We start from the raw sequence: 23,463 nt of genomic DNA on the forward strand, positions 1-23,463 counted from the left end.
GGCTGTAAGCAGCTTAATGATTATAATGAAGGACGTGAAAAGATGGCTTTAACAACTGGTATTGTAGGTCTTCCTAACGTAGGAAAGTCTACTCTTTTTAATGCAATCACCCAGGCTGGAGCAGAAGCAGCCAACTATCCATTCTGCACGATTGACCCGAATGTCGGCATTGTAGAGGTGCCGGATGAGCGGCTCCAGAAATTAACAGCGCTCGTCAAACCGAAAAAAACCATTCCGACTGCGTTTGAGTTTACAGATATTGCAGGTATTGTAGAAGGTGCCAGTAAAGGCGAAGGGCTTGGTAATAAATTTTTGACACACATCCGCCAGGTGGATGCTATTTCCCATGTAGTGCGTTGTTTTGATGATGGCGATGTGACACATGTTTCCGGAAGCGTCGATCCAATCCGTGATATTGAGGTGATCAACCTTGAGCTGATTTTAGCTGATATGGAATCGATCGAAAAGCGGGAAGCCAAAGTCGCAAAGCTGGCCAAATCAAGAGATAAAGATGCGGTCGCTGAGCATGCGGTGCTTAAAAAGCTGCTTGCTATTTTTGAAGAAGAAAAGCCGGCACGTGCTCTTGATTTAACAGACGAAGAACGGAAAATGGTTAACGGATTTCAGCTGCTTACCATGAAGCCTATTTTATATGTGGCCAATGTGAGTGAAGAGGATCTGGTCAGCGGCGAAGATAACGAGATGGTAAAGAAAGTAAAGGAATTTGCTGCTGGAGAGAATTCAGAAGTAATTACGGTCTGCGCCAAAATCGAAGCGGAGATTGCCGAATTGGATCCGGAGGAAAAGCAGGAATTTCTGCAGGATCTGGGTATTGAGGAATCCGGTCTGGATCAGCTGATCCGCGCAGCCTATGTGCTTCTCGGCCTGCAGACATACTTTACAGCCGGCGAGCAGGAAGTACGCGCCTGGACGATTACCGGAGGAACAAAAGCACCGCAGGCGGCCGGCGTGATTCATACCGACTTTGAACGGGGCTTTATCCGTGCCGAAACCGTGAGCTATGAAGACCTGACGACTACAGGTTCTATGAATGCTGCCAAAGAAGCGGGCAAGGTTCGGCTGGAAGGCAAAGAGTATATTGTAAAAGACGGCGATGTTATTCATTTCCGTTTCAATGTTTAGAAAATCACCTTCACGTATTGCTATAGAGTAGTTTCTATGCTAAAATTATACATTGTGAGTAAAATCGTTTTATTAAATTTTGCTCCTTGCTCTTTTCAAAGAAAAAGAGCCTTAGACCAAAAGGAGGTGACGCAATATGCGTAGGTACGAAGTACTTTACATTATTGCTCCAAACGTAGATGAGGATGGCGTGAAACAGACAGTTGAACGCTATAACGAAATTCTGACGAAAAACGGAGCAGAGATCGAAAAAGTAGATCAAATGGGAAAACGCCGTCTAGCTTATGAAATCAATGATTTCACTGATGGACATTATGTCGTGGTTTACACGAAGGCTAATTCCGAAGCTACTAGTGAATTCGATCGTCTTGTTAAAATAGATGATAACGTAATCCGCCATCTTATCGTTAGAAACGAAGGCTAATATCTAAAATGGGGAGGGGCACTTATGATAAATCGTGTAGTTCTAGTTGGACGATTAACTCGTGATCCTGAATTGCGATACACCCCTAATGGTGTAGCCGTGGCAAATTTCGGCATTGCAGTAAACCGCCCGTTTACGAATCAGCAGGGAGAACGCGAAGCGGACTTTCTTAACTGCGTAACGTGGAGAAAGCAGGCCGAAAATGTAGCAAACTTCCTTAAAAAAGGAAGCCTTGCCGGTGTAGACGGACGTCTTCAGAGCCGCAGTTATGATAACCAGGATGGTAAACGTGTATATGTTGTGAAGTACAGGCCGAAAGCGTTCAGTTTCTTGAACCTAAAAATGCAGGCGGCGGTTCTCAAAGCCAGGGAAACTATGGCGGAGGAAACAGCGGCGGCCAGCAGGGCTATGGGCAGCAGAATCAAAATAAAGGCTCATCTAATTTAAATGATGATCCATTTTCAAATGATGGCCAGCCTATCGATATTTCAGATGATGATTTACCATTCTAATCCCCTTCTCCTGAAATAAAATGTAATACGTAAAAAAACAAAGGAGGATGAAAAACATGGGTAAACGCAGAGGTAAGCGCCGGAAAGTTTGTTACTTCACGGTGAACAAGATCGAAAAGATCGATTATAAGGATGTAAATCTTCTTAATAAGTTCATTAGTGAGCGTGGAAAGATTCTTCCACGTCGTGTAACAGGGACTTCCGCAAGATATCAGCGTATGCTGACTAGAGCGATCAAACGCTCCCGTCACGTAGCATTGATTCCATATGTAAGAGAACAATAGAGCAAGAAATAATTAGAGCTTTTCTCCGGGGAACTTTCAGCGGGGAAAAGCTCTTTATACTTTTTAAAGACTTTCTTTATGCTTGAGCAGCCGCAGAGAAAATGAGAGACACCGGCTGATATTTTCAGCTTATTCCGGCCGGCTTGCGCATTTAATATTACATAAGCTACAATGAAGCAATGCCATTCTTACCGGCAGCTTTTTGGGAGCGTGTGACCAGTTTTTATACCAACAGATGGGGTGAACGTATTGCAGCGGACGAGAAGTTTGACGGAGGGCGCGATACTGAGCGGATTATTTATTATACTAATGCTGCTTACCATATTTGTCCCTCCTCTTGTTTATATTTTATTATGGTTTATGCCACTGCCTTTTCTGATTTACACTGCGCGCTATGGTCTTCGAAGCGCGCTGGTTATGTTTGTGGTTTTATTTCTGCTTTCTTTATTTATCGGCGGTTTGGCCGGGGTTCCTTTCGTCTTTATGTTTGGACTGGGCGGTATTACAGTCGGTGAAATGATCCGCAGAAAAAATGAACCTTTGTTTGTTTTAACGGGGGGATCGCTCGCATACATAACAAGCCTTATGGTAATCTATGCGGTAACGATTCTTGTCTTTAACATTAACCCGGTGGAAACGCTCCAAAATGCAATGAGGGACTCCTTTAACCAGGCGGAGTCCATGCTCAATTCCATCGGCCAGGACGGTACGGAGAGCATAGAGACAATGAATGACGCCATTGTGCAGATTGGCTATATGATTCCTGTCATTATGGTAGGGTCTGGTGCAGCATTCGCTGTTATTACCCAGGCTGTCGCCCACTATTTTTTAAAGCGGCTGTCGATCCCGTATCGGCCTTTTCCGCCTTTTCGGGAATGGAATTTTCCAAAGTCGCTGCTTTGGTACTATCTGGCAGCGATTGTGCTCACACTGATTGGAGCAGAGGAAGGAACAACTCTTTATCTGCTTATATGGAATGTTTACTGGTTCCTTGGAAGCATTATGGTTATTCAAGGGTGTACAGTAGTCTTTTACTACTGTTACAAGAAATCTCTGCCAAAAGCACTTCCCATTATATTCGTTATTTCCTTAGTAATTTTACCAATTATTCCACTCTTCGCGCGAATCTTGGGTATAATTGATTTAGGCTTTCGTTTGAAAGAACGACTGGAAACTGACAAGAAGTAGGGGTTGACATTATGCCTAAGTTCTTATTAAGACGCTGGCACGGTTTACACGTTGTTGCTCTATTTATCCTTGCCTCTTTCTTCATTGGAGCACTGATGATTTACCGCTGGGAATTAGGTCTGGCCGGATTTATTCTTTTGGGGGTAATGGTTTTTTATGTCGTTCAGGCTAGAGCGTCCTTTGAACGCGATCTTGAACGCTATATTGCCACTCTTTCCCACCGTGTGGACAAAGCCGGTGAAGAGGCTGTAACAGAGCTTCCGGTTGGTATTTTGTTATATGGAAAGGAATATGAAATTGCCTGGGTGAATCCTTTTGTTCTGCAGCTTCTTCCCGGCAATTTTTTAGGAAAAGGACTGGACGAAGTTTCTTCAGATCTTATTCCGGCTATTAAAAAAGGGGAAGAAACAGTAAAGATCAGCTTAAACGACAATTACTATACCGTGTATATCCGTCATGAAGACAAACTTTTGTACTTTTTCGATATGACGGAAACATCAGAAACCAACAGATTGTATGAAGAAGAACAATCAGTAGTAGGTTTGATATACCTCGATAACTATGATGAAGTAACCCAGGGTATGGATGACCAGCTGCGGAGCAGATTGAAAAGCCATGTTACCTCAGCGCTTAATCGCTGGGCTACGGAGCACGATATTCTGCTTCGGAGCATTGCTTCGGACCGCTTTATAGCATTCATGGACCAAAAGGCACTCAATGAAGTAGAAAAGACGAAATTCGTGCTTCTTGATGAAGTGAGGGAAGTAACGGGAAAAGAAAAAGTGGCCGATTACGCTGAGCATCGGCATCGGTACAAAGGAATCTTCTTTAAGAGAACTCGGCACGCTCGCCCAGTCCAGTCTCGATCTGGCATTAGGACGTGGCGGTGACCAGGTGACGATTAAAGAAAAGAACGGAAAAGTCCGCTTTTACGGGGGGAAATCCAATGCGATGGAAAAACGGACCCGTGTCCGTGCACGCGTGATTTCCCATGCTCTGCGTGATTTCGTGCTCGAGAGTGACCAGGTCGTTGTAATGGGGCATAAGAACCCTGATATGGATGCAATTGGAGCGGCGATAGGCGTTTTGAAAATTGCAGAAGTAAACAATACGGACGCATATGTTGTTGTGGATCCAAACGAAATCAATCCGGATGTGCAGAAGCTGATGGAAGAAATAGAAGCTCACGAATATCTATGGTCCCACTTTATTACTCCGGAAGAAGCGATGGACGAACTGACCCGCCATACACTTCTGGTAGTAGTGGACACGCACAAACCTTCCCTGGTTATTGAACCAAAGCTTGTGGATGCGGTAGACCGTATTGTTATACTCGACCACCACCGCCGCGGGGAGGAAATTATAAAAGATCCTGTGCTTGTGTATATGGAGCCATATGCTTCTTCCACCGCGGAGCTGGTAACAGAGCTTCTGGAGTATCAGCCGCAGAAGCTGAAAATGGATGTTCTGGAAACGACCGCGCTTTTAGCGGGAATGATTGTGGACACAAAAAGTTTTGCTATACGCACCGGTTCCCGTACGTTTGATGCAGCTTCCTTTTTAAAGTCGCATGGAGCGGACACTACGCTTGTTCAGAAACTATTAAAAGAAGATATCGAACAGTATGTTAAACGCTCACATTTAATTGAAAAAGCGACTATTTATAAGAAAGGCCTGGCGATTGCAAGAGCATCTGAAGGAGAAACGTATGATCAGATTCTTATCGCACAGGCCGCAGATACGCTGCTGACAATGAATGATGTGAAAGCCTCGTTTGTTATATCCAAGCGGGCAGATGATAAAATCAGCATCAGCGCCCGTTCTCTGGGCGAAGTCAACGTCCAGCTTATTATGGAAACGCTGAACGGAGGCGGCCACTTAACGAATGCGGCAGCCCAGTTAAAGGAAACAACGCTTGAAGAAGCGGAAAAACAGCTGAAGTCAGCCATTGATGAATATTTGCAGGGAGGTTCTTCTGAATGAAAGTAATATTAAATGAAGACGTTAAAGGAAAAGGCAAAAAAGGTGAAGTAGCCAACGTATCGGAAGGCTATGCGCGCAACTATCTTTTTCCAAATAAGCTTGCGGTAGAAGCAAATACAGGAAACATGAAAAATCTGCAGGCAAAACAGCAGAGCGATGACAAGAAGTCCGAACAGGAGCTTGAAGAAGCAAAAGCATTTAAAGAAAAGATTGAAAGCAAAAAAATTGATATTAAAGCAAAATCGGGAGAAGGCGGCAAACTGTTCGGCGCCGTTTCCTCTAAACAGATTGTGCAGCGCCTGAAAGAAATGGATCTAAAGGTCGATAAGAAAAAAATCGAGCTTGATGAACCAATCCGGACATTAGGTGTGACTAAAGTTCCTGTGAAGGTTCATCCAAAAGTAACTGCTACGATGAATGTTCACGTAGTGGAAGAATAAAGGCCGGCCCTCTCTCTTACAGAGGGGGCTCTTTATTAGGCTTACATAACCGCATCATAGAAAGAAAGGCAGGACAAACAGGATGAGTGATATGTATACAGATCGAATGCCTCCCCAGAACATTGAGGCCGAACAGGCCGTCCTTGGAGCTGTCTTTTTAGAAAGCGAAGCATTGATTACGTCTTCCGAACGATTAGCTCCCGAAGATTTTTACAGAGCCTCCCACCAGCGGATTTATCAGGTTATGCTGGAACTTGGGGAAAAAGGAAGCCCGGTCGATCTCGTTACCGTCACCTCCTCTCTGCAGAATTACCAGTGGCTGGAGGAAGTAGGCGGGATCTCGTATTTAACCGATCTGGCCAATTCCGTACCTACGGCTGCAAATGTGGACTTCTACAGCAAAAGCGTTCAGGAGAAATCTCTGATGAGGAGGCTGATCCGTACGGCGACCGATATCGCGACGGATGGCTACAGCAGTGAATCTGAAGTAGAAGATATTTTAAATGAAGCGGAGCGCAGCATTCTTGAAGTTGCCAACCAACGGAGTTCCAAGGCGTTTGTTTCTATAAAAGACGTATTGATTGAGACGTATGACAATATTGAAACGCTGCAGAACAGAGAAAGCGATGTAACAGGGATTTCGAGCGGTTTTATGGAGCTCGACCGGATGACGGCCGGTTTCCAGAGAAATGACCTTATTATTGTAGCAGCGCGCCCTTCTATGGGTAAAACCGCCTTTGCACTGAACATTGCCCAGAACGTTGCCACAAAGACAGAAGAAAACGTCGCGATTTTCAGCCTGGAGATGGGCGCGAGCCAGCTTGTACAGCGGATGCTTTGTGCGGAAGGCAATATCGATGCGTCGCGCATGCGGACAGGTGCCCTTCAGGAAGAAGACTGGGAAAAGCTGACGATGGCAATGGGGAGCCTTTCCAATGCCGGTATTTACATTGATGATTCACCCGGTATCCGGGTAAGCGATATTCGTGCTAAATGCCGAAGACTCCAGCAGGAAAGAGGCCTGGGGATGATTCTGATTGACTATATGCAGCTTATTCAGGGCTCCTCTGCCCGCGGAGGCGAAAGCCGCCAGCAGGAAGTATCTGAAATTTCCCGAAGCCTGAAAGCCTGGCCCGTGAACTGAATGTGCCAGTTATTGCGCTTTCCCAGCTTTCACGTGGGTAGAATCCAGACAGGACAAACGCCCGATGATGTCCGATTAAGAGAATCGGAAGTATTGAGCAGGATGCCGACATTGTATCTTTTCTTTATAGAGAGGATTACGATCAGGAAGGCGAGAATCAGAACATTATTGAAATTATCATAGCAAAACAAAGAAATGGTCCGGTCGGCACAGTAGAACTGGCTTTTATTAAAGAATATAATAAATTCGTTAATTTAGACCGCGTCACGATGAAGGAAGCGCTCCGCCTATGTAGGAGCGTTTTTTTGTGACATTATTACGAACAAAAATAACAACTTATATTTAGAATGTTCGTGTTTATTGACTTTCCCGGCTAGTTGATACACTATGTAAGGGTTTTTTGAACACGTTTTACATACCAAATTATAAATAGATCGTTTAAATATTCTGGAGGTGGGAGTCATGTCATCCATCGTTATCGTAGGTACACAATGGGGAGATGAAGGTAAGGGTAAGATTACCGATTATTTATCAGAAATGCCGAAGTAGTAGCCCGTTATCAAGGGGGAAACAATGCCGGCCACACAATTGTGTTCGGGGGAGATACGTATAAGCTTCATTTATCCCGTCCGGTATTTTTACAGCGATAAAATCTGTGTATTGGAAACGGAATGGTTATTGATCCAAAGGCTTTGGTCGAGGAACTAAATATCTTCATGACCGCAATGTAGATACAAGCAACCTTCGCATCAGCAACCGCGCCCACGTTATTCTTCCTTACCATATTAAACTTGATATTGTAGAAGAAGAAAGCAAAGGCAGCAACCAGATTGGTACAACAAGAAAAGGCATCGGACCGGCTTATATGGATAAAGCTGCGCGTACAGGTATCCGAATTGCTGATCTGCTCGATAAAGAAGAATTCCGCGAAAAGCTGGACCGCAACTTAAAGGAAAAAAACCGTCTGCTGGAAAGATTTATGAAACAGAAGGATTTGAACTCGAAGATGTACTTGAAGAGTATTACGAGTACGGTCAGCTTGTATCAAAATACGTAGATGATACGTCCGTTGTTTTAAATGACGCTATTGATCAGGGACGCCGTGTTTTGTTTGAAGGCGCACAGGGCGTTATGCTTGATATCGATCAGGGTACGTATCCATTTGTTACGTCTTCCAATCCTATTGCAGGAGGCGTTACGATCGGCTCCGGTGTAGGCCCTTCAAAAATTCACCACGTAGTAGGTGTGTCGAAGGCATATACAACAAGAGTCGGCGATGGTCCTTTTCCAACCGAACTGCTGGATGAAACCGGCGATAAGATCAGGCAGGTAGGTAATGAATATGGTACAACAACAGGACGTCCGCGTCGTGTCGGCTGGTTTGACAGCGTCGTAGTCAGGCATGCCCGTCGTGTGAGCGGAATTACCGATCTTTCCATTAACTCTATCGATGTATTAACCGGTATCGAAACGCTGCGCATCTGTACCGCTTACAGGTACCGTGGTGAAGTAATGGAACATTTCCCGGCCAGTCTAAAGTACTTGCAGAATGCGAGCCTGTATTTGAAGAGCTGCCGGCTGGACAGAGGATATAACAGGAGTAAAGTCATTAGATGACTTCCTGCCAATGCCCGCCTATTTAGAAAGAATTTCCCAGCTTACTAACATTCCGTTAAGCATTTTTTCTGTAGGCCGGACCGTGATCAACAATGATCCGCGGCGTATGGGGCGTATAATATTAATAGCAGCTGCACATTCTCTTTAGAGATGTGCAGCTTTTAATGCTCAAAAAAGCCCGAAAACCAGGCATCTCCCGGCTTAAATATTTTCTTGAAGAAAGCTTGAAAATCAATTTACGGCGTGGTACTATTAATGATGTTGCTGAGAAAAGCAATAAACATAAGAGCCATTAGCTCAGTTGGTAGAGCATCTGACTTTTAATCAGAGGGTCGGAGGTTCGAATCCTCCATGGCTCACCATTTCTTCTGTATATGAACTGCAGCGGCCCGTTGGTCAAGTGGTTAAGACACCGCCCTTTCACGGCGGTATCACGGGTTCGAATCCCGTACGGGTCACCATTTATATAAATAGAAGCACAGTACTTACAAATCAAAAATGATTACGGCTCGATAGCTCAGTCGGTAGAGCAGTGGACTGAAAATCCACGTGTCGGCGGTTCGATTCCGTCTCGAGCCACCATTTAGTAAAAGCCCAAAGCCATGGATAGGTTATCCAGGCTTTTTTTGTATATTCAAAACATCCTTCCCTCCCGATTTAGGGCTGAATCAGGATAGGACCTGCAGCCGTATGTACCGGCTGCCGCTCCTTATTTAGGACGAAAGCGTGCAGGCGTAGTGACTTTGCACCTGTGTTACAATAAGAGTAACCCGACTGTGCTTTTTTACAGAAAAAGCTTTAAAGACATGGGTTTGAAAAATGACAAATGAAGAAAATAAGAAATGGAAGTGAGCAAATATATGGATGAAAAGGTTTTGTCGTAGATGATGAACAGCCCATTGCAGATATACTGGAATTTAACCTGAAAAAAGAAGGGTTCCAGGTAGAGTGTGCTTATGATGGAATGAAGCTCTTGAAAAAGTACATGCGTTTAATCCGGATATTGTGCTTCTTGATATTATGCTCCCTTTTAAGGATGGTATGGAAGTGTGCCGGGAAATCCGCAAAACCTACGATATGCCGATCATTATGCTGACGGCAAAAGATTCGGAAATCGACAAGGTACTTGGCCTGGAGCTGGGAGCGGATGATTACGTAACAAAGCCTTTCAGTAACCGCGAAGTTATTGCGCGCGTGAAAGCAAATCTCCGGCGCCAGCAGGTGGCTCCGGAAGAAGGCTCAACGAAACAGAAAGAAATTATTATTGGAGATTTAACGGTAGATCCGGATGCGTATCAAGTATTAAAACGCGGAGATCCTGTAGATCTTACGCACCGGGAGTTTGAGCTGGTGCATTATCTGGCCCGTCATATCGGCCAGGTGATGACAAGAGAGCATCTGCTGCAGGCAGTGTGGGGTTATGATTACTTTGGTGACGTCCGAACAGTGGACGTAACGGTAAGGCGTCTTCGCGAAAAAGTAGAGGACAATCCGAGTTATCCATTGTGGATCGTAACCAGAAGAGGAGTCGGCTATTACCTTAAATATCCGGACCAGGAGAAGTAGCGATGAAGTTTTTCAACCTTTTTAAATCCATTCATTTGAAGCTGATTGCTTTTTTATGCTGCTCATTTTTATTGCGATGCAGGTGATCGGGGTGTATTTTACCCGGGAGCTTGAAGCTCAGCTGGAGAGCAATCATTACGATATGCTGGAGGAACGGGCTGATCTGCTTGAATACAATGTACGCCAGGAAATGACCCGGGACCGGGATGAAGAAGAAGAACCTCTGCAAGAAGACATAGAAAGCCTGCTCCAGGAATTTTTCTCCATTGAAGGCTCGCAGGTACAGGTCATCGGGCCCAATCAGGTAGTACTGGGTACGTCTAACTGGAACAATGACTATATTGTAGGACAGCAGAGTACAGAGGTACGTGTGAAACGTGCGCTGCTCGGTACGCCTGACTCTACAGAAGTAAGAAATCCAGAGGGAGACCGGCTGCGCGTTATGGCCATACCTGTTGAAGCTGAAGGAGTCGTTCAAGGAGCAATATACATCGAAGCGAATATGAATGAAATTTATGACGAAATAGATGAAATCAACCAGATTCTTTTTACAGGAACGGTTATTGCGCTTATTATTACCGCTGTTCTTGGAATCCTTCTTTCCCAAACGATCACAAGGCCTATTGTGGATATGAAAAAACAGGCCAGAGTGATGGGGGAAGGTGACTTTTCCCGGCAGGTTAAAGTATACGGCAACGATGAGATCGGTCAGCTTGCTCATTCATTCAACAATTTGACTCTTCGTTTAAAAGAGTCGCAGTCCACAACGGAAGGCGAGCGGAAGAAACTGAGCTCGGTGCTCGCCCACATGACCGATGGTGTTATTGCCACCGACGAACTCGGGCGTATTATTCTGATGAACAACCGCGCTGAGCAGCTGTTGAATCTCGATCAAAAGGATATTATCGGTACTTCCCTGCCGGAGATTCTTCATTTATCAGAAACGATTACGCCAAGCGACCTGTATGACTACTCTGATTCGATTCTGCTCGATTTCAGCGATGAGGAAACCGATTTTCTGCTGGAAGCTAACTTTTCTGTTATCCGAAATGAAGACGGTCCGGTAAATGGTTTAATTACGGTACTTCATGATGTAACGGAGCAGGAAAAAATTGAGAATGAACGACGTGAGTTTGTGGCAAACGTATCCCACGAACTGCGGACTCCGCTGACGACCTTGAAAAGTTATATGGAGGCGCTCGAAGACGGCGCGATGCAGGATGAAAAGCTGGGACCCCGTTTTCTAAAAGTGACGCAGAACGAAACAGAACGGATGATACGCCTTGTAAACGACCTGCTTCAGCTTTCCAAAATGGACAGCGATGACTTGAGGCTGAATGCAGAAACCGTAGATTTAGGGGAAGTTATGCACCAAATTGCAGACCGCTTTGAGATGGTAAATAAAGACAAGAATATTCATTTTGACCGGCAGTTTCCTTCATATCCTATATACGTGGATATGGACCGTGACAAAATGATTCAGGTGTTTGATAATATTATCTCCAACGCTGTGAAATACTCTCCGGATGGGGGTACGATAACGTTGCAAATGGTACCAAAATCCCGGGATGTGGATATTGAAATTATTGACGAGGGATTAGGCATTCCAAAAGAAAGCCAGAACAAAATTTTCGACCGTTTTTACCGGGTTGATAAAGCAAGAGCAAGAAATCTAGGCGGAACCGGACTCGGTCTGGCTATTGCCAAGGAGCTGGTCCATTCCCACGGCGGTTATATCGACGTACAGAGCGTATGGAAGAAAGGCACCACCATTGCTGTCACCCTTCCTTATTCCGCCTATAAAAAAGCAGGTGGCGGCGAATGATAGAACGGATAAAATCATGGTCGCTGTCCCTGCTTGTAGTAGTAAGCGTTATTCTGACCTATCAGACATGGACGTTTCAGCCTGAATACGAAGCATTCGAAGACACTACGTATGTTGAAAATGAACCTGTAGGAGAAACCCGATCGTTGTCGGAAGCAGTCTGGCCTGAGCAGATTGTACTGCACCAGGATGAAAACATGGCCGCTATTGAAAGCAGCGATGAGGCCTTTACAGAGTTTTATGAAACCCTTCAGGACTCAAGAATTGAAAATCTTGTTAATCTGACCAGTTCCGGCGAAGCTGGAACCGAAGTTAACGAAATTATTGAAAACAATGGCGGACAGATGGCTGAGATTATTTTCCCGACGCCTATTGCGGGGGAGCTGATTGAGGAGCTTTTTCAAATAGAAGAAGATACACCGTATTCTTCTATTGAAACGCTGGATCGAATGTATTTGGTAGATGATGGGCCCGATGCTGACAGCCTGAAAATTCTTCTTGTCTCCTATCAGGATGGGGGAAGCGTGTTCGAAGCCCAGACCAATTTCAGTCTTTCCGATTTCCGCAGCCAGTATCTAAACAACCTGGATGCTTTTCCTTCTGTGTTCGCGCTGGAGACGCCTGAGCAGTCCGGTATTGAACGGAGTATCTATCTGCCGGAAGATACATCTACGTATTCCACAGTGTCCTACACGACATCAGAGATTGCGACAGATAACTTTCTGCGGCTGCTGTTTAATGAGCCGAATTACGTCGAACAGTATCAGGAAGATAACGGCCAGCTTTCTTATACAGATGGAAGCAGAATGGTTAACATTGCATCAGACGGCGATTCATTTAATTATGTGAATCCAATTTACGGAGAAAGCGTAGAGAGTAATCAGGGCAACGTCATTACCTCTTCATTTGATTTCGTGAATTCCCAGGGCGGATGGACTGATCATACAGGCTTTATGATATTAACAGCGCAGCTAATCAGGAAGAGGCCACCTATCGGATGATCGTGCAGGGAGTGCCTGTTTATGATACAGGGGAGCCGCAGACCTCGATTACAGCCGTAAAGACCGGCGGACAGATTGCAAATTATTCGAGGCCGCTGTTTGAGCTCGATGCCAATCCTATTGATATTGAAGAAAACGTTACGCTCGAATCAGGCCGGGATATTGTATGACCAGATGCAGGGACAGTTTGATATGGAAGAGGTAGAGAATGTCCGTATCGGCTACAGTGTCAACAAGGATAATGAAGTAGTTAACTTTGATCCCTCCTGGTTTATCAAGTACGGCGGGGACTGGTATCCTTTTGATGCTGCAGTAGAGGAGGAGGAAGAATAAGATGGATTGGAGCCGAACCAAAACCATTTTTATTGTAACGTTCCTGCTGCTCAATTCTTTTCTAGTGTACCAGCTGATGGAAAAAAGAGCAGGCAGCCAGCTGAATGTACGGGCAGAAGCCACTATTGAAGAGCGAATGAGCGAAATGAATATAACCGTAACAGAAGAACTTCCCGAAGATATGGAGGAAATCAGCCATATTGTCGGCCAGGTCGTTGACATCGAAGAGGAAGTCAGCGGTATTGTAGGAGAAGAAAACGTAACCGAAAACGAAGAAAACGACTTAGTTGAAGTTTCTCTCGAAGAGCCGTATGATACACCGGAAGGACCTTATGACAGCGAAGCAGCACGTGAAGCATTTAATGAAAGCGTCACGGATTTCGTGGAAAATAACGTCTATGAAGGGGAAGAATACGTTTATGGAGAGTGGGACAACGAAAATCGGGAGATGCATTTTTATCAGACGTTTGAAGAGGCCCCGATTTATACCAGTGAAGAAAATCAGCTGGTGCTGACGTTCAACGAGGACACACAAATTACCGGATACTCCCAGATTTTTCTGGATCTGCAGGAGCAGGACGATAAAAAAGATATGTTCCTTCCCTACCTTGCAATTGAAAGACTGCTGAATGAGAATTTGATCACCTTTAATGACAGTGTTACGGAAGTAGAAATAGGCTATTTTAATTTCTTTTCCCCTATTGGCAACAGCCGGGTATTCTCTCCGATGTATCAAATCACTATTAATGATGATGAAGAATATCTGGTTAATGCGATTGACGGTGCCATACAGGAAATGACAGAAGTAGACAGTGTCAACACCGACGAAGAAGTGAATGAGTCAGAGGAAGCGGACAGCCCGGAAGAAGAGACGGAAGAAACCGAAGAGCAGGCGCCAAATCCTCAGGAAACCGCTGAAGAACAGCAATCGGAGTGAATGGTAAGATGGGATTAACATTTAGTGTATTAGCGAGCGGATCGTCAGGAAACGCGATGTATATAGAAACCCCGAAAGTAAAGCTGCTGATTGATGCAGGACTGAGCGGCAAAAAACTGGAGCAGCTGTTGACGAAAGCGGCATGTGATCCGTCCGAACTGGACGGCATCATTGTTACTCATGAACACAGTGATCACATCAAAGGGCTGGGCGTGATGGCAAGGCGCTATAAGCTGCCTGTATATGCTAATGAGAAAACCTGGGCTGCTATGGAGCCTTTAGTAGGCACAATTGCAGCAGACCAGAAATTTCATTTTTCCCAGAACTCAACTAAAGCTTTTTCCGATTTGGATATTCAATCATTTCCTGTCTCCCACGATGCAGCAGACCCGATGTTTTTTGCTTTTCATCATGAGGGCAGAAAGCTGGTGTTAGCTACTGATATGGGTTACGTGAGTGATACGGTTAAAGGAGTTATTCAGAATGCGGATATGATGGTATTCGAGTCAAATCACGACATGAATATGCTCCGTATGGGTCGCTATCCATGGAGCGTTAAGCGGAGAATCCTCGGAGATTCCGGTCACGTCTCCAACGAAGACGCAGCCTACGCCCTGTGTGATGTTATTGGAGAACGCACGAAACGCATTTATCTGGCGCATTTGAGTAAAGATAACAACATGAAAGAATTAGCCAGAATGACAGCCGAACAGATTTTAAAAGAAAAGGGGCACGGTGTCGGAGAGAGTGTTCATCTCTTCGATACAGATCCCGTAAACCCAACCTCTATCGTTACTTTATAAATACCCCAGGTCTTTTTTATAGACGCAGGGGGTATTTTTTTCATAAAATAGACGTAAGTCTAATGAACGTGAAAATGGTTCCTGCTGAAGGAGGATGGGTATATAGATGGGATATTATAATGAAGAGGACAACAGCTACAGCAGGCGTAGAAACCGTCGGCGCGGCGGAGGCAGTTCCGCTTTTATTGGAGCGGTTTTTGGAGCGGGAGTGATGTTAATTGCCGGTCCATTTATTTATCAGTCAGACTTTTATCCAGACTTTGGCACGGGAGACGGGGAAGAAGGCACCGAAACAGAGTCGCTGTTCTCCGGAGATCAGCAGAATGTAAATGTTTCCGTGAATTCTGACATAACGGAAGCGGTGAATCGGGTATCGGATTCGGTAGTCGGCGTATTTAACGTCCAGGACGGGCCGTCCGGCTTTTTTCAGGAAGGAGAGGGTGCGGATCAGGGCGTCGGCTCCGGAGTAATTTATAAAATAGAAGGAAACACGGCTTACGTCGTGACCAACCATCATGTGATCGACGGGGCATCGAGTGTAGAAATCAGCCTGGCCGATGAATCAAGAGTATCAGCAGAAGTGGTGGGTTCGGACGTATTAACTGACCTTGCCGTACTGGAAGTGGACGCAGAGGGTGTTGAAACAGCTGCTGAACTGGGTAATTCCGATAATCTTCAGGTAGGTGAACCGGCACTTGCGATCGGAAATCCGCTTGGTGCCGATTTGTCCGGATCCGTGACGCAGGGAATTATCAGCGCAACGGAGCGTAGTATTCCTGTGGATCTGTCAGGAGACGGCCAGCCCGACTGGGAAGCGGAAGTACTTCAGACAGATGCCGCAATCAACCCCGGCAACAGTGGAGGCGCCTTAGTTAATATTGGGGGCCAGGTCATCGGTATTAATTCAATGAAGATAGCAGAAGGGGCTGTAGAAGGAATTGGATTTGCCATTCCGACTGCTATCGCGATTCCGGTTATTGAGGATTTGGAAACGAATGGCGAAGTCGTTCGACCGCAGATTGGAATTGGCATTCGTTCTCTTGCTGAATATCCTGCAGCCGAAATTCAGGACACACTGAATCTTCCAGAAGATATAGAAGCCGGTATCGTAGTGACCCAGATAGCGGGCGGTTCCCCGGCAGAGGAAGCAGAGCTTGCAGAAAATGATGTAATTACAGAAGTGGATGGAAAAGCTGTAACCAATACCCACGACCTGAGACGATACTTGTATACGGAATCGGGTATTGGAGAAACAGTGACGCTTACGTATTATAGAGATGGAGCACGGGAAACAGCAGAAGTAACGCTGGCAGAAGAACAGCCTTTTTAAGATAAAAAAAAACAGACTCTCTGATGTTATAATAGTCAGGGAGTTTTTTTATTGGAAAACGACTCACATGTGGATAACTTTTTTATTCACTACAAAATTTAAATGAATAAGGTATTATTTTTATAATTGTTTTAATAAAATGGTGTGGATAAATGATTATATTAAAAAATAAAAGTATGAAAATAAAGATAAAAAAGAAGGTGAAATAATGATATTCTGCTGCGAAACCCATACAGATAGAGCGCTTGACGATGCCGTTGAAGAAACAGGCACCTTTCCTTTATTTAGTGTAGTTATTGGAGAAGAGTTATCCACAGTGTGCAATTATTGTGGAGAAACAGCTGTGTATAAAATCGAGGAATAGCAAAATAGAGCCTGTGTATATGTGGATAGTATTGTGGATAATGTATTTAGGAAGGAAAAATAATGAATATTACTATTATTGCAGTAGGAAAATTAAAAGAGAAATATTTAAAAGAAGCCATTGCAGAATACGAAAAACGGATGAAAGCATTTGCAAAACTACAGATTATTGAAGTGAATGATGAGAAAACTCCAGAAGCAGCCAGTGAAAAAGAAAAAATGCAAATTATTGGAAAAGAAGAAAGTAAAATAATGGATAAAATTACAAAAGATACTTATGTGATTTTGCTGGACGTAAAAGGACGCATGCTTTCCTCTGAAAAGCTGGCCTCAACTATTCAGGATCTTGGTACGTACGGCAAAAGTCATCTAACGTTCGTTATCGGAGGTTCCCTTGGAACAGGAGAAGCATTGAAAAAAAGAGCTGATTTATCATGGTCGTTTTCTGACTTAACATTTCCCCATCAATTGATGCGGGTTATGCTTTTGGAGCAGGTTTACCGCGCTTTTCAGATCAATCAGGGCAGTCCTTATCATAAATGAATGTATAAAATATCCCAATGTGCCGGGCCGCCATTTTCGTTTTCTATGTCTGAAATCAATCATTCTTGGGAACAGAGGTAGTACTAAATGATTACAGGAGGCCGTTTATGGCAGAGTGGAAAACGATAAGCAGCTATTTATATGATTGTTTGCTCGAAGAAGGAATAACAGAAATATTCGGTGTGCCGGGCGATTATAATTTTGCCCTTCTTGATGAACTGGAGAAGTATACACCCATTCAATTTATTGATAACCGCAACGAGCTTAATGCCGGGTATGCTGCTGACGGATATGCCCAGATAAAAGGAATGTCTGCTTTGATTACTACATTTGGAGTGGGAGATTTAAGTGCGGCTAATGCAGTGGCAGGAGCGTTCAGTGAACAGGTGCCGCTCATTGAAATTGTTGGTTCTCCTGCTTCCTCCATGCATGAAAACGGAACAAAGGCCCATCATACTTTAATGAACGGAGACTACGATGTCTTTTTACGTATGCACCGGGAAATTACAGAACGTGCGATCAAAATCACTGCAGATAACGCAGTCAGGGAGATACCCGCGGCGATTGCGGCTGCTTTAGAGCACAGAAAACCGGTTTATATAGATATCCCCCAGGACGTGGCGTTGATGGAAATAAACACGGACAGCCCGGGAGACGAGAGCGGTACGCAGGAAAATGAAACCGAATTGGCTGCACAAGGGGCAGAGGAAGTCAAAAAAGTTCTTCAGCAGGCGGACTCCGCTGTACTGTTGGTAGATATTTATACGATCCGCCATCATTTAAAAGAAAAAGTCCTGCAGTTAGCCGAGTATTTAAATATTCCAACTGCGCAGATGATGCAGGGAAAAAGTGGCTTTAACGAACAGCACCCACTATATATCGGTATGTATGGCGGGGCTTTTGGAAATCAGAAAGTCCGGGAATATGTAGAAAATGCTGATATAATTATCACCGCCGGCCTTTTGGAGTCTGATTTTAATACGGCGAAGTTTACAGCAGTGCTTCCCGGGAAAAAAAGAATTGATCTGCAGCCGATGGAGCTGTTTATTCAAGGAGAATCTGCCGGAAAAATGAAGATGGAAGCACTTATTGATGCTCTTCTGTCAAAAAAATGTCCTGTTTTCGAGGATAAATCCTATTTTCCTTCTTTTTATGATGAGCTTCCGGAAAAGCTGGAACCGCTTCGTGCCGAAACATATTATCCGATCATTCAATCGGCTCTCCGGCCGAAAGATATTCTTGTAGTAGAAACAGGTACTCTTTCCTACGGGCTGGCTCACGTTCGGCTTCCTGAGGATGCGGCCTATATCTCCCAGGGCTCCTGGCAGAGTATCGGATATGCGCTGCCGGCAGCCTTTGGAGCCCAGATGGCAGCGCCGGAAAGACGCGTGCTCTTATTTATTGGAGATGGTTCTTTTCAGCTGACTGCCCAGGGACTCAGCTCCATGGCCGAGCAGAATATTAAACCGGTTGTGTTCTTTCTCAATAATAAAGGGTATACGGTCGAGCGTTATTTGAATACGGATAATCCTCAGGCAGAGTATAATGACATTCCGGAATGGGACTATATCAAACTGGTTAAAAGCTTTTATACAAAGGCCCGCACAACACGGGTGACGACAACAGAAGAACTAAAGCAGGCAGCAGCTCAATTAGACGAGACGGACTCGCTCCACTTTATTGAAATAGTGGTTAACGATAAAATGGATGCCCCTCTTCACCTGAAGCGTTTAAGAGAAGCGTCCCTCCAAGAATAATATAATAAAAAGAGCCTTACGAGTGGTATAGTACCACGCCGGAGGCTCTTTTTTGCGTTTATGCAAAAGCCTGGCTGCCAACTTTCTGAAGATATTCCAAAAATAATGGATCTTCGGCAAGCACTTCGTAATCGTAAAGTAAAAAAAGAAAGGAGGTATTGTCTAAAAACAGCAGCATCTCTTTTCGAATGGAAGCATCCAGCAAAGAGAAGGCGGCTGCCTGTTTCATTTCCAGAGTAACGGAATGAAGGATATCTACTGCGCCAGATGGTTTCCATAAAAAATGCCAGCATTTCTCCAAAGCGGCGCTTTGGGTTTCGGATAAAGAAAATACGGTAAATGATTCGTCCAGCAGTGTCAGTGTCATGATGATCCGTCCTTATAAATTACTTGGAAAACATTATTTCCATATTATTACATTATATCACAATTGTATTGTGCAGAGAACAAAAAAGAGACAGCTCAGCCGTCTCTTTTCTTCATTAATTTTGAAATTGCTCCATCTGCTGATTAATTTCGTTTTGTATTTCTGGAGGCAGGTTATCTCCAAGTAATACAGCCAGCAGGCCTAAAACAATCAAAAGGCCGGAAATCACCATGCCGATAGTACTGAAGATAATACCGGCAATTGCAAGCCCTCTTCCAGTTTTAAAGGCCCGTTTTACCGCACGAAGCCCCATAATACCAAGAATTAAACCAATAAGACCCAGTAGAAAACCTACAGGAGGAACAAAGAAAGCCAACACAGAAAGAATACCTAATATAAGAGCTACTAATGCTTTGTTGTTCTTTCCTCCATCGCCCGCACTTCTATTGGAATGACGGTCATTTTTTCGGTCTGATACCGTCCGGTCGCGGTTATCCAGGCGTTCATCCCTGCGCCTGTGATCATCGCGCTCGTTAAAACGATCTCTATCCCTTTCCTCTGTCATTGCGGGTTCTTCATCTCTTCTTCTCTCATCATCTTCGAACGTGTTCCGTTCGGCAGAACGATCATCTCTTGCGTCCAGATTATCTTTGCTGCGGTCGGATCGAAATCGTCTGTTTTCTTTATCATCCATATAAACTCACCTCTCATGCTTTCCATTTATCTTTATCGGAGCATAGTTACTCATACCACTATTTCATGGTTTCTAAGCATGTATCTTTTGGGTGGAGGACGTTTTCATATCTCAGACAGCGGGTATAGATTCCAGATGCCGCACAAAGGAGAATCGTCTATGAACATATTGGAAAATGATTGGGCTCCGCTTCTCGAAGAAGAGTTTGAAAAAGAGTATTACGAAGAACTACGGCAGTTTTTAAAGAAAGAATATACAGAGCACACGGTGTATCCGGATATGTATGATATTTATAATGCGCTTCATTATACAAGTTATGAAAATACAAAAGTTGTTATTTTGGGGCAGGATCCCTATCACGGGCCTAATCAGGCTCATGGATTAAGCTTTTCGGTGCAGCCAAAAGTAAAAACTCCTCCGTCCCTCCAGAATATTTTAAAGAACTAGAAGAAGATCTTGGGTTGGAACCACCCGGCCATGGGTATTTAAAAAAATGGGCCGAAGAAGGAGTGCTGCTGTTAAATACAGTGCTGACCGTGCGTAAAGCAGAGGCCAATTCCCATAAAAACAAAGGCTGGGAAACATTCACGAATGAAATCATAAAAAGAATTAACGAAAAAGAAGATCCAGTTGTTTTTCTGCTGTGGGGAAAACATGCGCAGTCAAAACAGGAACTGATTACCAATTCACACCATATGATTATTACATCGGCACACCCCAGTCCTTTTGCCGCACATCGCGGATTTTTCGGAAGCAAGCCGTTTTCAAGAACCAACACGTTCTTAAAGAAGGCCGGCCGTCCGGAAATAGACTGGTCCATTCCAACGAACGTATAAATGAAGGAGAGATGTTATATGATAAATACAGCAACGGTTTCATTAAATAATGGAGTAAACATGCCCTGGGTCGGACTCGGCGTGTATAAAGCCGAATCTGGAGAGCCTACAAAAAATGCGGTGCTTCAGGCATTGAAAGATGGATATAGAAGCATCGATACAGCTTCCTTTTATGATAATGAAGAAAGTGTAGGGGAAGCTATTCGGGAAAGCGGCGTCCCAAGAGAAGAAATTTTTCTGACAACGAAAGTGTGGAATGATGAACAGGGATTTGAACAGACAATGGAAGCTTTTGAACGGTCCCGCCAAAAACTTGGCGTAGATGTTATTGACCTGTACCTTATCCACTGGCCGGTTCCGGGAAAGTATAAAGAAACCTGGGGCGCTATGGAAAAATTATATAATGAAGGAAAAGTAAAAGCGATCGGCGTCAGCAATTTTACAGAAGAACATTTGGAGAATCTAATGAAGGAAGCAAAAGTCACGCCTGCGGTGAACCAGGTAGAGTATCATCCGAAAAACGCTCAAAAAGGGCTTCGTGAGTTTTGTGAAACGCATGGAATTCAAATGGAAGCATGGCGTCCGCTTGGAAGAGGGGACCTGCTGGAAGATGAAACCATCCAGCAGATTGCGGACAGGCATGGAAAAACAACAGCGCAGATTCTTATCCGCTGGTGCCTGGAGACCAAAGTTGTAACGATTCCAAAATCAATTACTCCGGAGCGGATTACTGCCAACGCCCAGGTATTTGATTTTTCCCTTACGGCTGAAGATATTCAGGCTATTGACGGGATGAACGAAGATCTTCGGTACGGTTATCACCCGGATGACTTTCCTTATGATAAATAAAAAACCATAAATAGACACTTCCTACAAAAAAACTGCCTGTTTTCAGGTAGTTTTTTTGTTGTGTTTTGAAATCGCTATCAACATTGCCGCACTAGGAGCAGACTAAAATGGAGCAGAATTATGTATTCTATTTGCATGTAAGATTATCTAACAAAAAACTGGATTCTGAAAATTTAAAATGTAAAATAACATTAACGCAAGATGTTAACTAAGTTTACATTTGAGAGGAGAGATTTTTAGATGGATCCAATGTTTTTAATGAACAATCTGTGGGTTATGATCGCATTTATTCTAGTTATTCTAATGCAGGGTGGGTTTATTCTTTTGGAGGCCGGCTCAACACGAATGAAAAACGCCGGGCATATCGCCGGTAAAACAGTATTTACACTGGGAATAGCATCTCTAGTTTTCTGGGCTGTCGGCTACGGTTTTATTTATGGGGAAAGCCTTGGCGGTATCATCGGTTTCAGACTTCTTCTTCGGTGATGCTACTACAATGTTTGATGGCTGGCTGGTTCCGTTGACTTTATTTTTCAGCTTGCTTTTGCAGCTATTGCATTAACGATTGCATTTGGCGGATTTGCAGAAAGAGCTAAATTATCAGCTTATATTGTATTTGCTCTATTGTTCTCGGCTGTTGTTTATCCGGTAGTTGCCCACTGGATCTGGGGCGGAGGCTGGATCAGCGAACTTGGTAAACAGGATTTCGCGGGTTCTACTGTAGTTCACTTAACTGGTGCAATGGCAGCGATGGCGGCAACGATTCTACTTAAGCCGCGTATTGGTAAATTTAATAAAGATGGTTCTCCTAACGAATTAGCAGGACATAACCAGGTATTTACGGCTTTAGGTGTACTTCTTTTATGGGTAGGTTGGTTTGGATTTAACGCTGGTAGTACATTCGGTGTAGATGATGCGTTCTTTGGCTTTGTTGCATTGAATACTCAGCTTGCAGCAGCAGGCGGCGCCGTGGCGGCTCTCCTTATTGCATGGGCTGTTATCGGTAAGCCGGACGTACCGACTATGTTGAATGGAGCACTTGCAGGACTTGTAGCTATTACAGCATCCTGCGCATTCGTTGACCCTTGGGCCGCAGTTATTATTGGTATCATCGGTGGACTGATTGTATTTGGAAGCATGAAGCTGGTAGAAAAGCTTGGAATTGACGATCCGATCTTTGCTATCTCCGTTCACGGGGCAGCAGGTATCTGGGGTACACTTTCTACAGGATTCTTTGCTACACCGGCATTAGCTGAACTAAACGGCGGACGTGCAGGATTGTTCTACGGCGGCGGACTTACACAGCTCGGTGTTCAGGCTATCAGTGTTGTTGCCTGCGGACTCTTCGCTTTTGTCGCAGCTTATGTACTTCTTCTTATCACGAAAGGTATTACAGGAGGCCTAAGAGTTTCTGAAGAAGAAGAAATTATGGGTCTTGATATTAGTGAACATGGAAGCTATGGTTATCCAGAGGCACTGAAAGCAGCAGAATCAAACAATTCTGAATCAAAGACAGGAGCGTAA

18 protein-coding genes, 3 tRNA genes and 7 pseudogenes are annotated in these 23,463 nt (G+C 44.4%); 26 read left to right on the forward strand and 2 right to left on the reverse strand.

Annotated features, from left to right (window positions below; all coding sequences use genetic code 11):
- Positions 1 to 42: 42 nt before the first annotated feature.
- From ychF to MMY81_RS25755, 23 genes and pseudogenes are all read left to right on the forward strand, one after another.
- Complete coding sequence (ychF, locus tag MMY81_RS25645) at positions 43 to 1,143, forward strand: redox-regulated ATPase YchF (RefSeq protein WP_120194496.1); 1,101 nt, start codon at positions 43 to 45, stop codon at positions 1,141 to 1,143.
- Between the two features lie 136 nt (positions 1,144 to 1,279).
- A complete protein-coding gene (gene rpsF / locus MMY81_RS25650; RefSeq protein WP_252313715.1) occupies positions 1,280 to 1,567 on the forward strand; it encodes a 30S ribosomal protein S6 in 288 nt (95 codons plus the stop codon).
- A gap of 24 nt (positions 1,568 to 1,591) precedes the next feature.
- Positions 1,592 to 2,014, forward strand: a complete 423-nt coding sequence (ssb, locus tag MMY81_RS25655; protein WP_252315039.1) for a single-stranded DNA-binding protein — start codon at positions 1,592 to 1,594, stop codon at positions 2,012 to 2,014.
- Between the two features lie 121 nt (positions 2,015 to 2,135).
- Positions 2,136 to 2,363: a 30S ribosomal protein S18 gene (rpsR, locus tag MMY81_RS25660; protein WP_211327008.1), complete on the forward strand. Its 228-nt coding sequence runs from the start codon at positions 2,136 to 2,138 to the stop codon at positions 2,361 to 2,363.
- A gap of 249 nt (positions 2,364 to 2,612) precedes the next feature.
- Positions 2,613 to 3,551 (forward strand): YybS family protein, encoded by a 939-nt coding sequence (locus tag MMY81_RS25665; protein WP_252315040.1) that lies wholly within the window; start codon positions 2,613 to 2,615, stop codon positions 3,549 to 3,551.
- 11 nt (positions 3,552 to 3,562) lie between these two features.
- A pseudogene (locus tag MMY81_RS35875) lies at positions 3,563 to 5,534 on the forward strand (DHH family phosphoesterase).
- Positions 5,531 to 5,974 carry a 50S ribosomal protein L9 gene (gene rplI / locus MMY81_RS25675; protein ID WP_120194502.1) on the forward strand — a complete coding sequence of 148 codons (444 nt, stop codon included), beginning with the start codon at positions 5,531 to 5,533 and terminating at the stop codon, positions 5,972 to 5,974. The pseudogene MMY81_RS35875 and the gene rplI overlap by 4 nt, the downstream one beginning before the upstream one ends.
- Before the next feature lie 82 nt (positions 5,975 to 6,056).
- Positions 6,057 to 7,413: pseudogene (gene dnaB / locus MMY81_RS25680) on the forward strand (replicative DNA helicase).
- A 235-nt stretch (positions 7,414 to 7,648) separates the two neighbouring features.
- On the forward strand, positions 7,649 to 7,768 hold the full coding sequence (locus tag MMY81_RS25685) for an adenylosuccinate synthetase (protein ID WP_252315070.1): 120 nt from the start codon (positions 7,649 to 7,651) through the stop codon (positions 7,766 to 7,768).
- A 98-nt stretch (positions 7,769 to 7,866) separates the two neighbouring features.
- Positions 7,867 to 8,735, forward strand: a pseudogene (locus tag MMY81_RS25690) (adenylosuccinate synthetase).
- A 286-nt stretch (positions 8,736 to 9,021) separates the two neighbouring features.
- Positions 9,022 to 9,097 (forward strand) — tRNA-Lys (locus MMY81_RS25695).
- Between the two features lie 24 nt (positions 9,098 to 9,121).
- A tRNA-Glu gene (locus tag MMY81_RS25700) sits at positions 9,122 to 9,196 on the forward strand.
- A 45-nt stretch (positions 9,197 to 9,241) separates the two neighbouring features.
- Positions 9,242 to 9,317, forward strand: a tRNA-Phe gene (locus tag MMY81_RS25705).
- A gap of 316 nt (positions 9,318 to 9,633) precedes the next feature.
- A pseudogene (gene yycF / locus MMY81_RS25710) lies at positions 9,634 to 10,301 on the forward strand (response regulator YycF).
- A gap of 55 nt (positions 10,302 to 10,356) precedes the next feature.
- Positions 10,357 to 12,126: a cell wall metabolism sensor histidine kinase WalK gene (walK, locus tag MMY81_RS25715; RefSeq protein WP_308215482.1), complete on the forward strand. Its 1,770-nt coding sequence runs from the start codon at positions 10,357 to 10,359 to the stop codon at positions 12,124 to 12,126.
- Positions 12,123 to 13,297: pseudogene (locus MMY81_RS25720) on the forward strand (YycH family regulatory protein). The gene walK and the pseudogene MMY81_RS25720 overlap by 4 nt, the downstream one beginning before the upstream one ends.
- Entirely contained in the window at positions 13,290 to 13,460 is a 171-nt protein-coding gene (gene yycH / locus MMY81_RS25725) for a two-component system activity regulator YycH (RefSeq protein WP_252315041.1), read from the forward strand. Before MMY81_RS25720 ends, yycH begins: the two are co-directional and overlap by 8 nt.
- 1 nt (position 13,461) lies before the next feature.
- On the forward strand, positions 13,462 to 14,397 hold the full coding sequence (locus MMY81_RS25730) for a two-component system regulatory protein YycI (RefSeq protein WP_252315042.1): 936 nt from the start codon (positions 13,462 to 13,464) through the stop codon (positions 14,395 to 14,397).
- An 8-nt stretch (positions 14,398 to 14,405) separates the two neighbouring features.
- Entirely contained in the window at positions 14,406 to 15,200 is a 795-nt protein-coding gene (locus MMY81_RS25735; RefSeq protein WP_252315043.1) for an MBL fold metallo-hydrolase, read from the forward strand.
- A 106-nt stretch (positions 15,201 to 15,306) separates the two neighbouring features.
- Positions 15,307 to 16,530 (forward strand): S1C family serine protease, encoded by a 1,224-nt coding sequence (locus tag MMY81_RS25740; protein ID WP_252315044.1) that lies wholly within the window; start codon positions 15,307 to 15,309, stop codon positions 16,528 to 16,530.
- A 208-nt stretch (positions 16,531 to 16,738) separates the two neighbouring features.
- Positions 16,739 to 16,894 carry a CxxH/CxxC protein gene (locus MMY81_RS25745; RefSeq protein ID WP_245961019.1) on the forward strand — a complete coding sequence of 52 codons (156 nt, stop codon included), beginning with the start codon at positions 16,739 to 16,741 and terminating at the stop codon, positions 16,892 to 16,894.
- A gap of 62 nt (positions 16,895 to 16,956) precedes the next feature.
- Positions 16,957 to 17,436, forward strand: a complete 480-nt coding sequence (rlmH, locus tag MMY81_RS25750) for a 23S rRNA (pseudouridine(1915)-N(3))-methyltransferase RlmH (RefSeq protein ID WP_252315045.1) — start codon at positions 16,957 to 16,959, stop codon at positions 17,434 to 17,436.
- A gap of 107 nt (positions 17,437 to 17,543) precedes the next feature.
- Positions 17,544 to 19,193 carry an alpha-keto acid decarboxylase family protein gene (locus MMY81_RS25755; RefSeq protein WP_252315046.1) on the forward strand — a complete coding sequence of 550 codons (1,650 nt, stop codon included), beginning with the start codon at positions 17,544 to 17,546 and terminating at the stop codon, positions 19,191 to 19,193.
- A gap of 58 nt (positions 19,194 to 19,251) precedes the next feature.
- Here MMY81_RS25755 and MMY81_RS25760 read toward each other — a convergent pair whose 3' ends face one another.
- Both MMY81_RS25760 and MMY81_RS25765 read right to left on the reverse strand, forming a co-directional pair.
- Positions 19,252 to 19,560: a hypothetical protein gene (locus MMY81_RS25760; RefSeq protein WP_252315047.1), complete on the reverse strand. Its 309-nt coding sequence runs from the start codon at positions 19,558 to 19,560 to the stop codon at positions 19,252 to 19,254.
- Positions 19,561 to 19,675: 115 nt separating this feature from the next.
- The gene (locus MMY81_RS25765; protein ID WP_252315048.1) at positions 19,676 to 20,254 is read right to left on the reverse strand and encodes a DUF4190 domain-containing protein; all 579 of its coding nucleotides are present in this window, start codon (positions 20,252 to 20,254) and stop codon (positions 19,676 to 19,678) included.
- A 159-nt stretch (positions 20,255 to 20,413) separates the two neighbouring features.
- Between MMY81_RS25765 and MMY81_RS25770 the strand changes: the two are divergent.
- The 3 genes and pseudogenes from MMY81_RS25770 (at position 20,414) to MMY81_RS25780 (ending at position 23,463) form a co-directional block, all read left to right on the forward strand.
- Positions 20,414 to 21,090: pseudogene (locus MMY81_RS25770) on the forward strand (uracil-DNA glycosylase).
- Between the two features lie 18 nt (positions 21,091 to 21,108).
- Positions 21,109 to 21,939, forward strand: a complete 831-nt coding sequence (locus tag MMY81_RS25775) for an aldo/keto reductase (protein ID WP_252315049.1) — start codon at positions 21,109 to 21,111, stop codon at positions 21,937 to 21,939.
- Positions 21,940 to 22,215: 276 nt separating this feature from the next.
- A pseudogene (locus MMY81_RS25780) lies at positions 22,216 to 23,463 on the forward strand (ammonium transporter).

It is taken from the genome of Sinobaca sp. H24, from assembly GCF_023845525.1.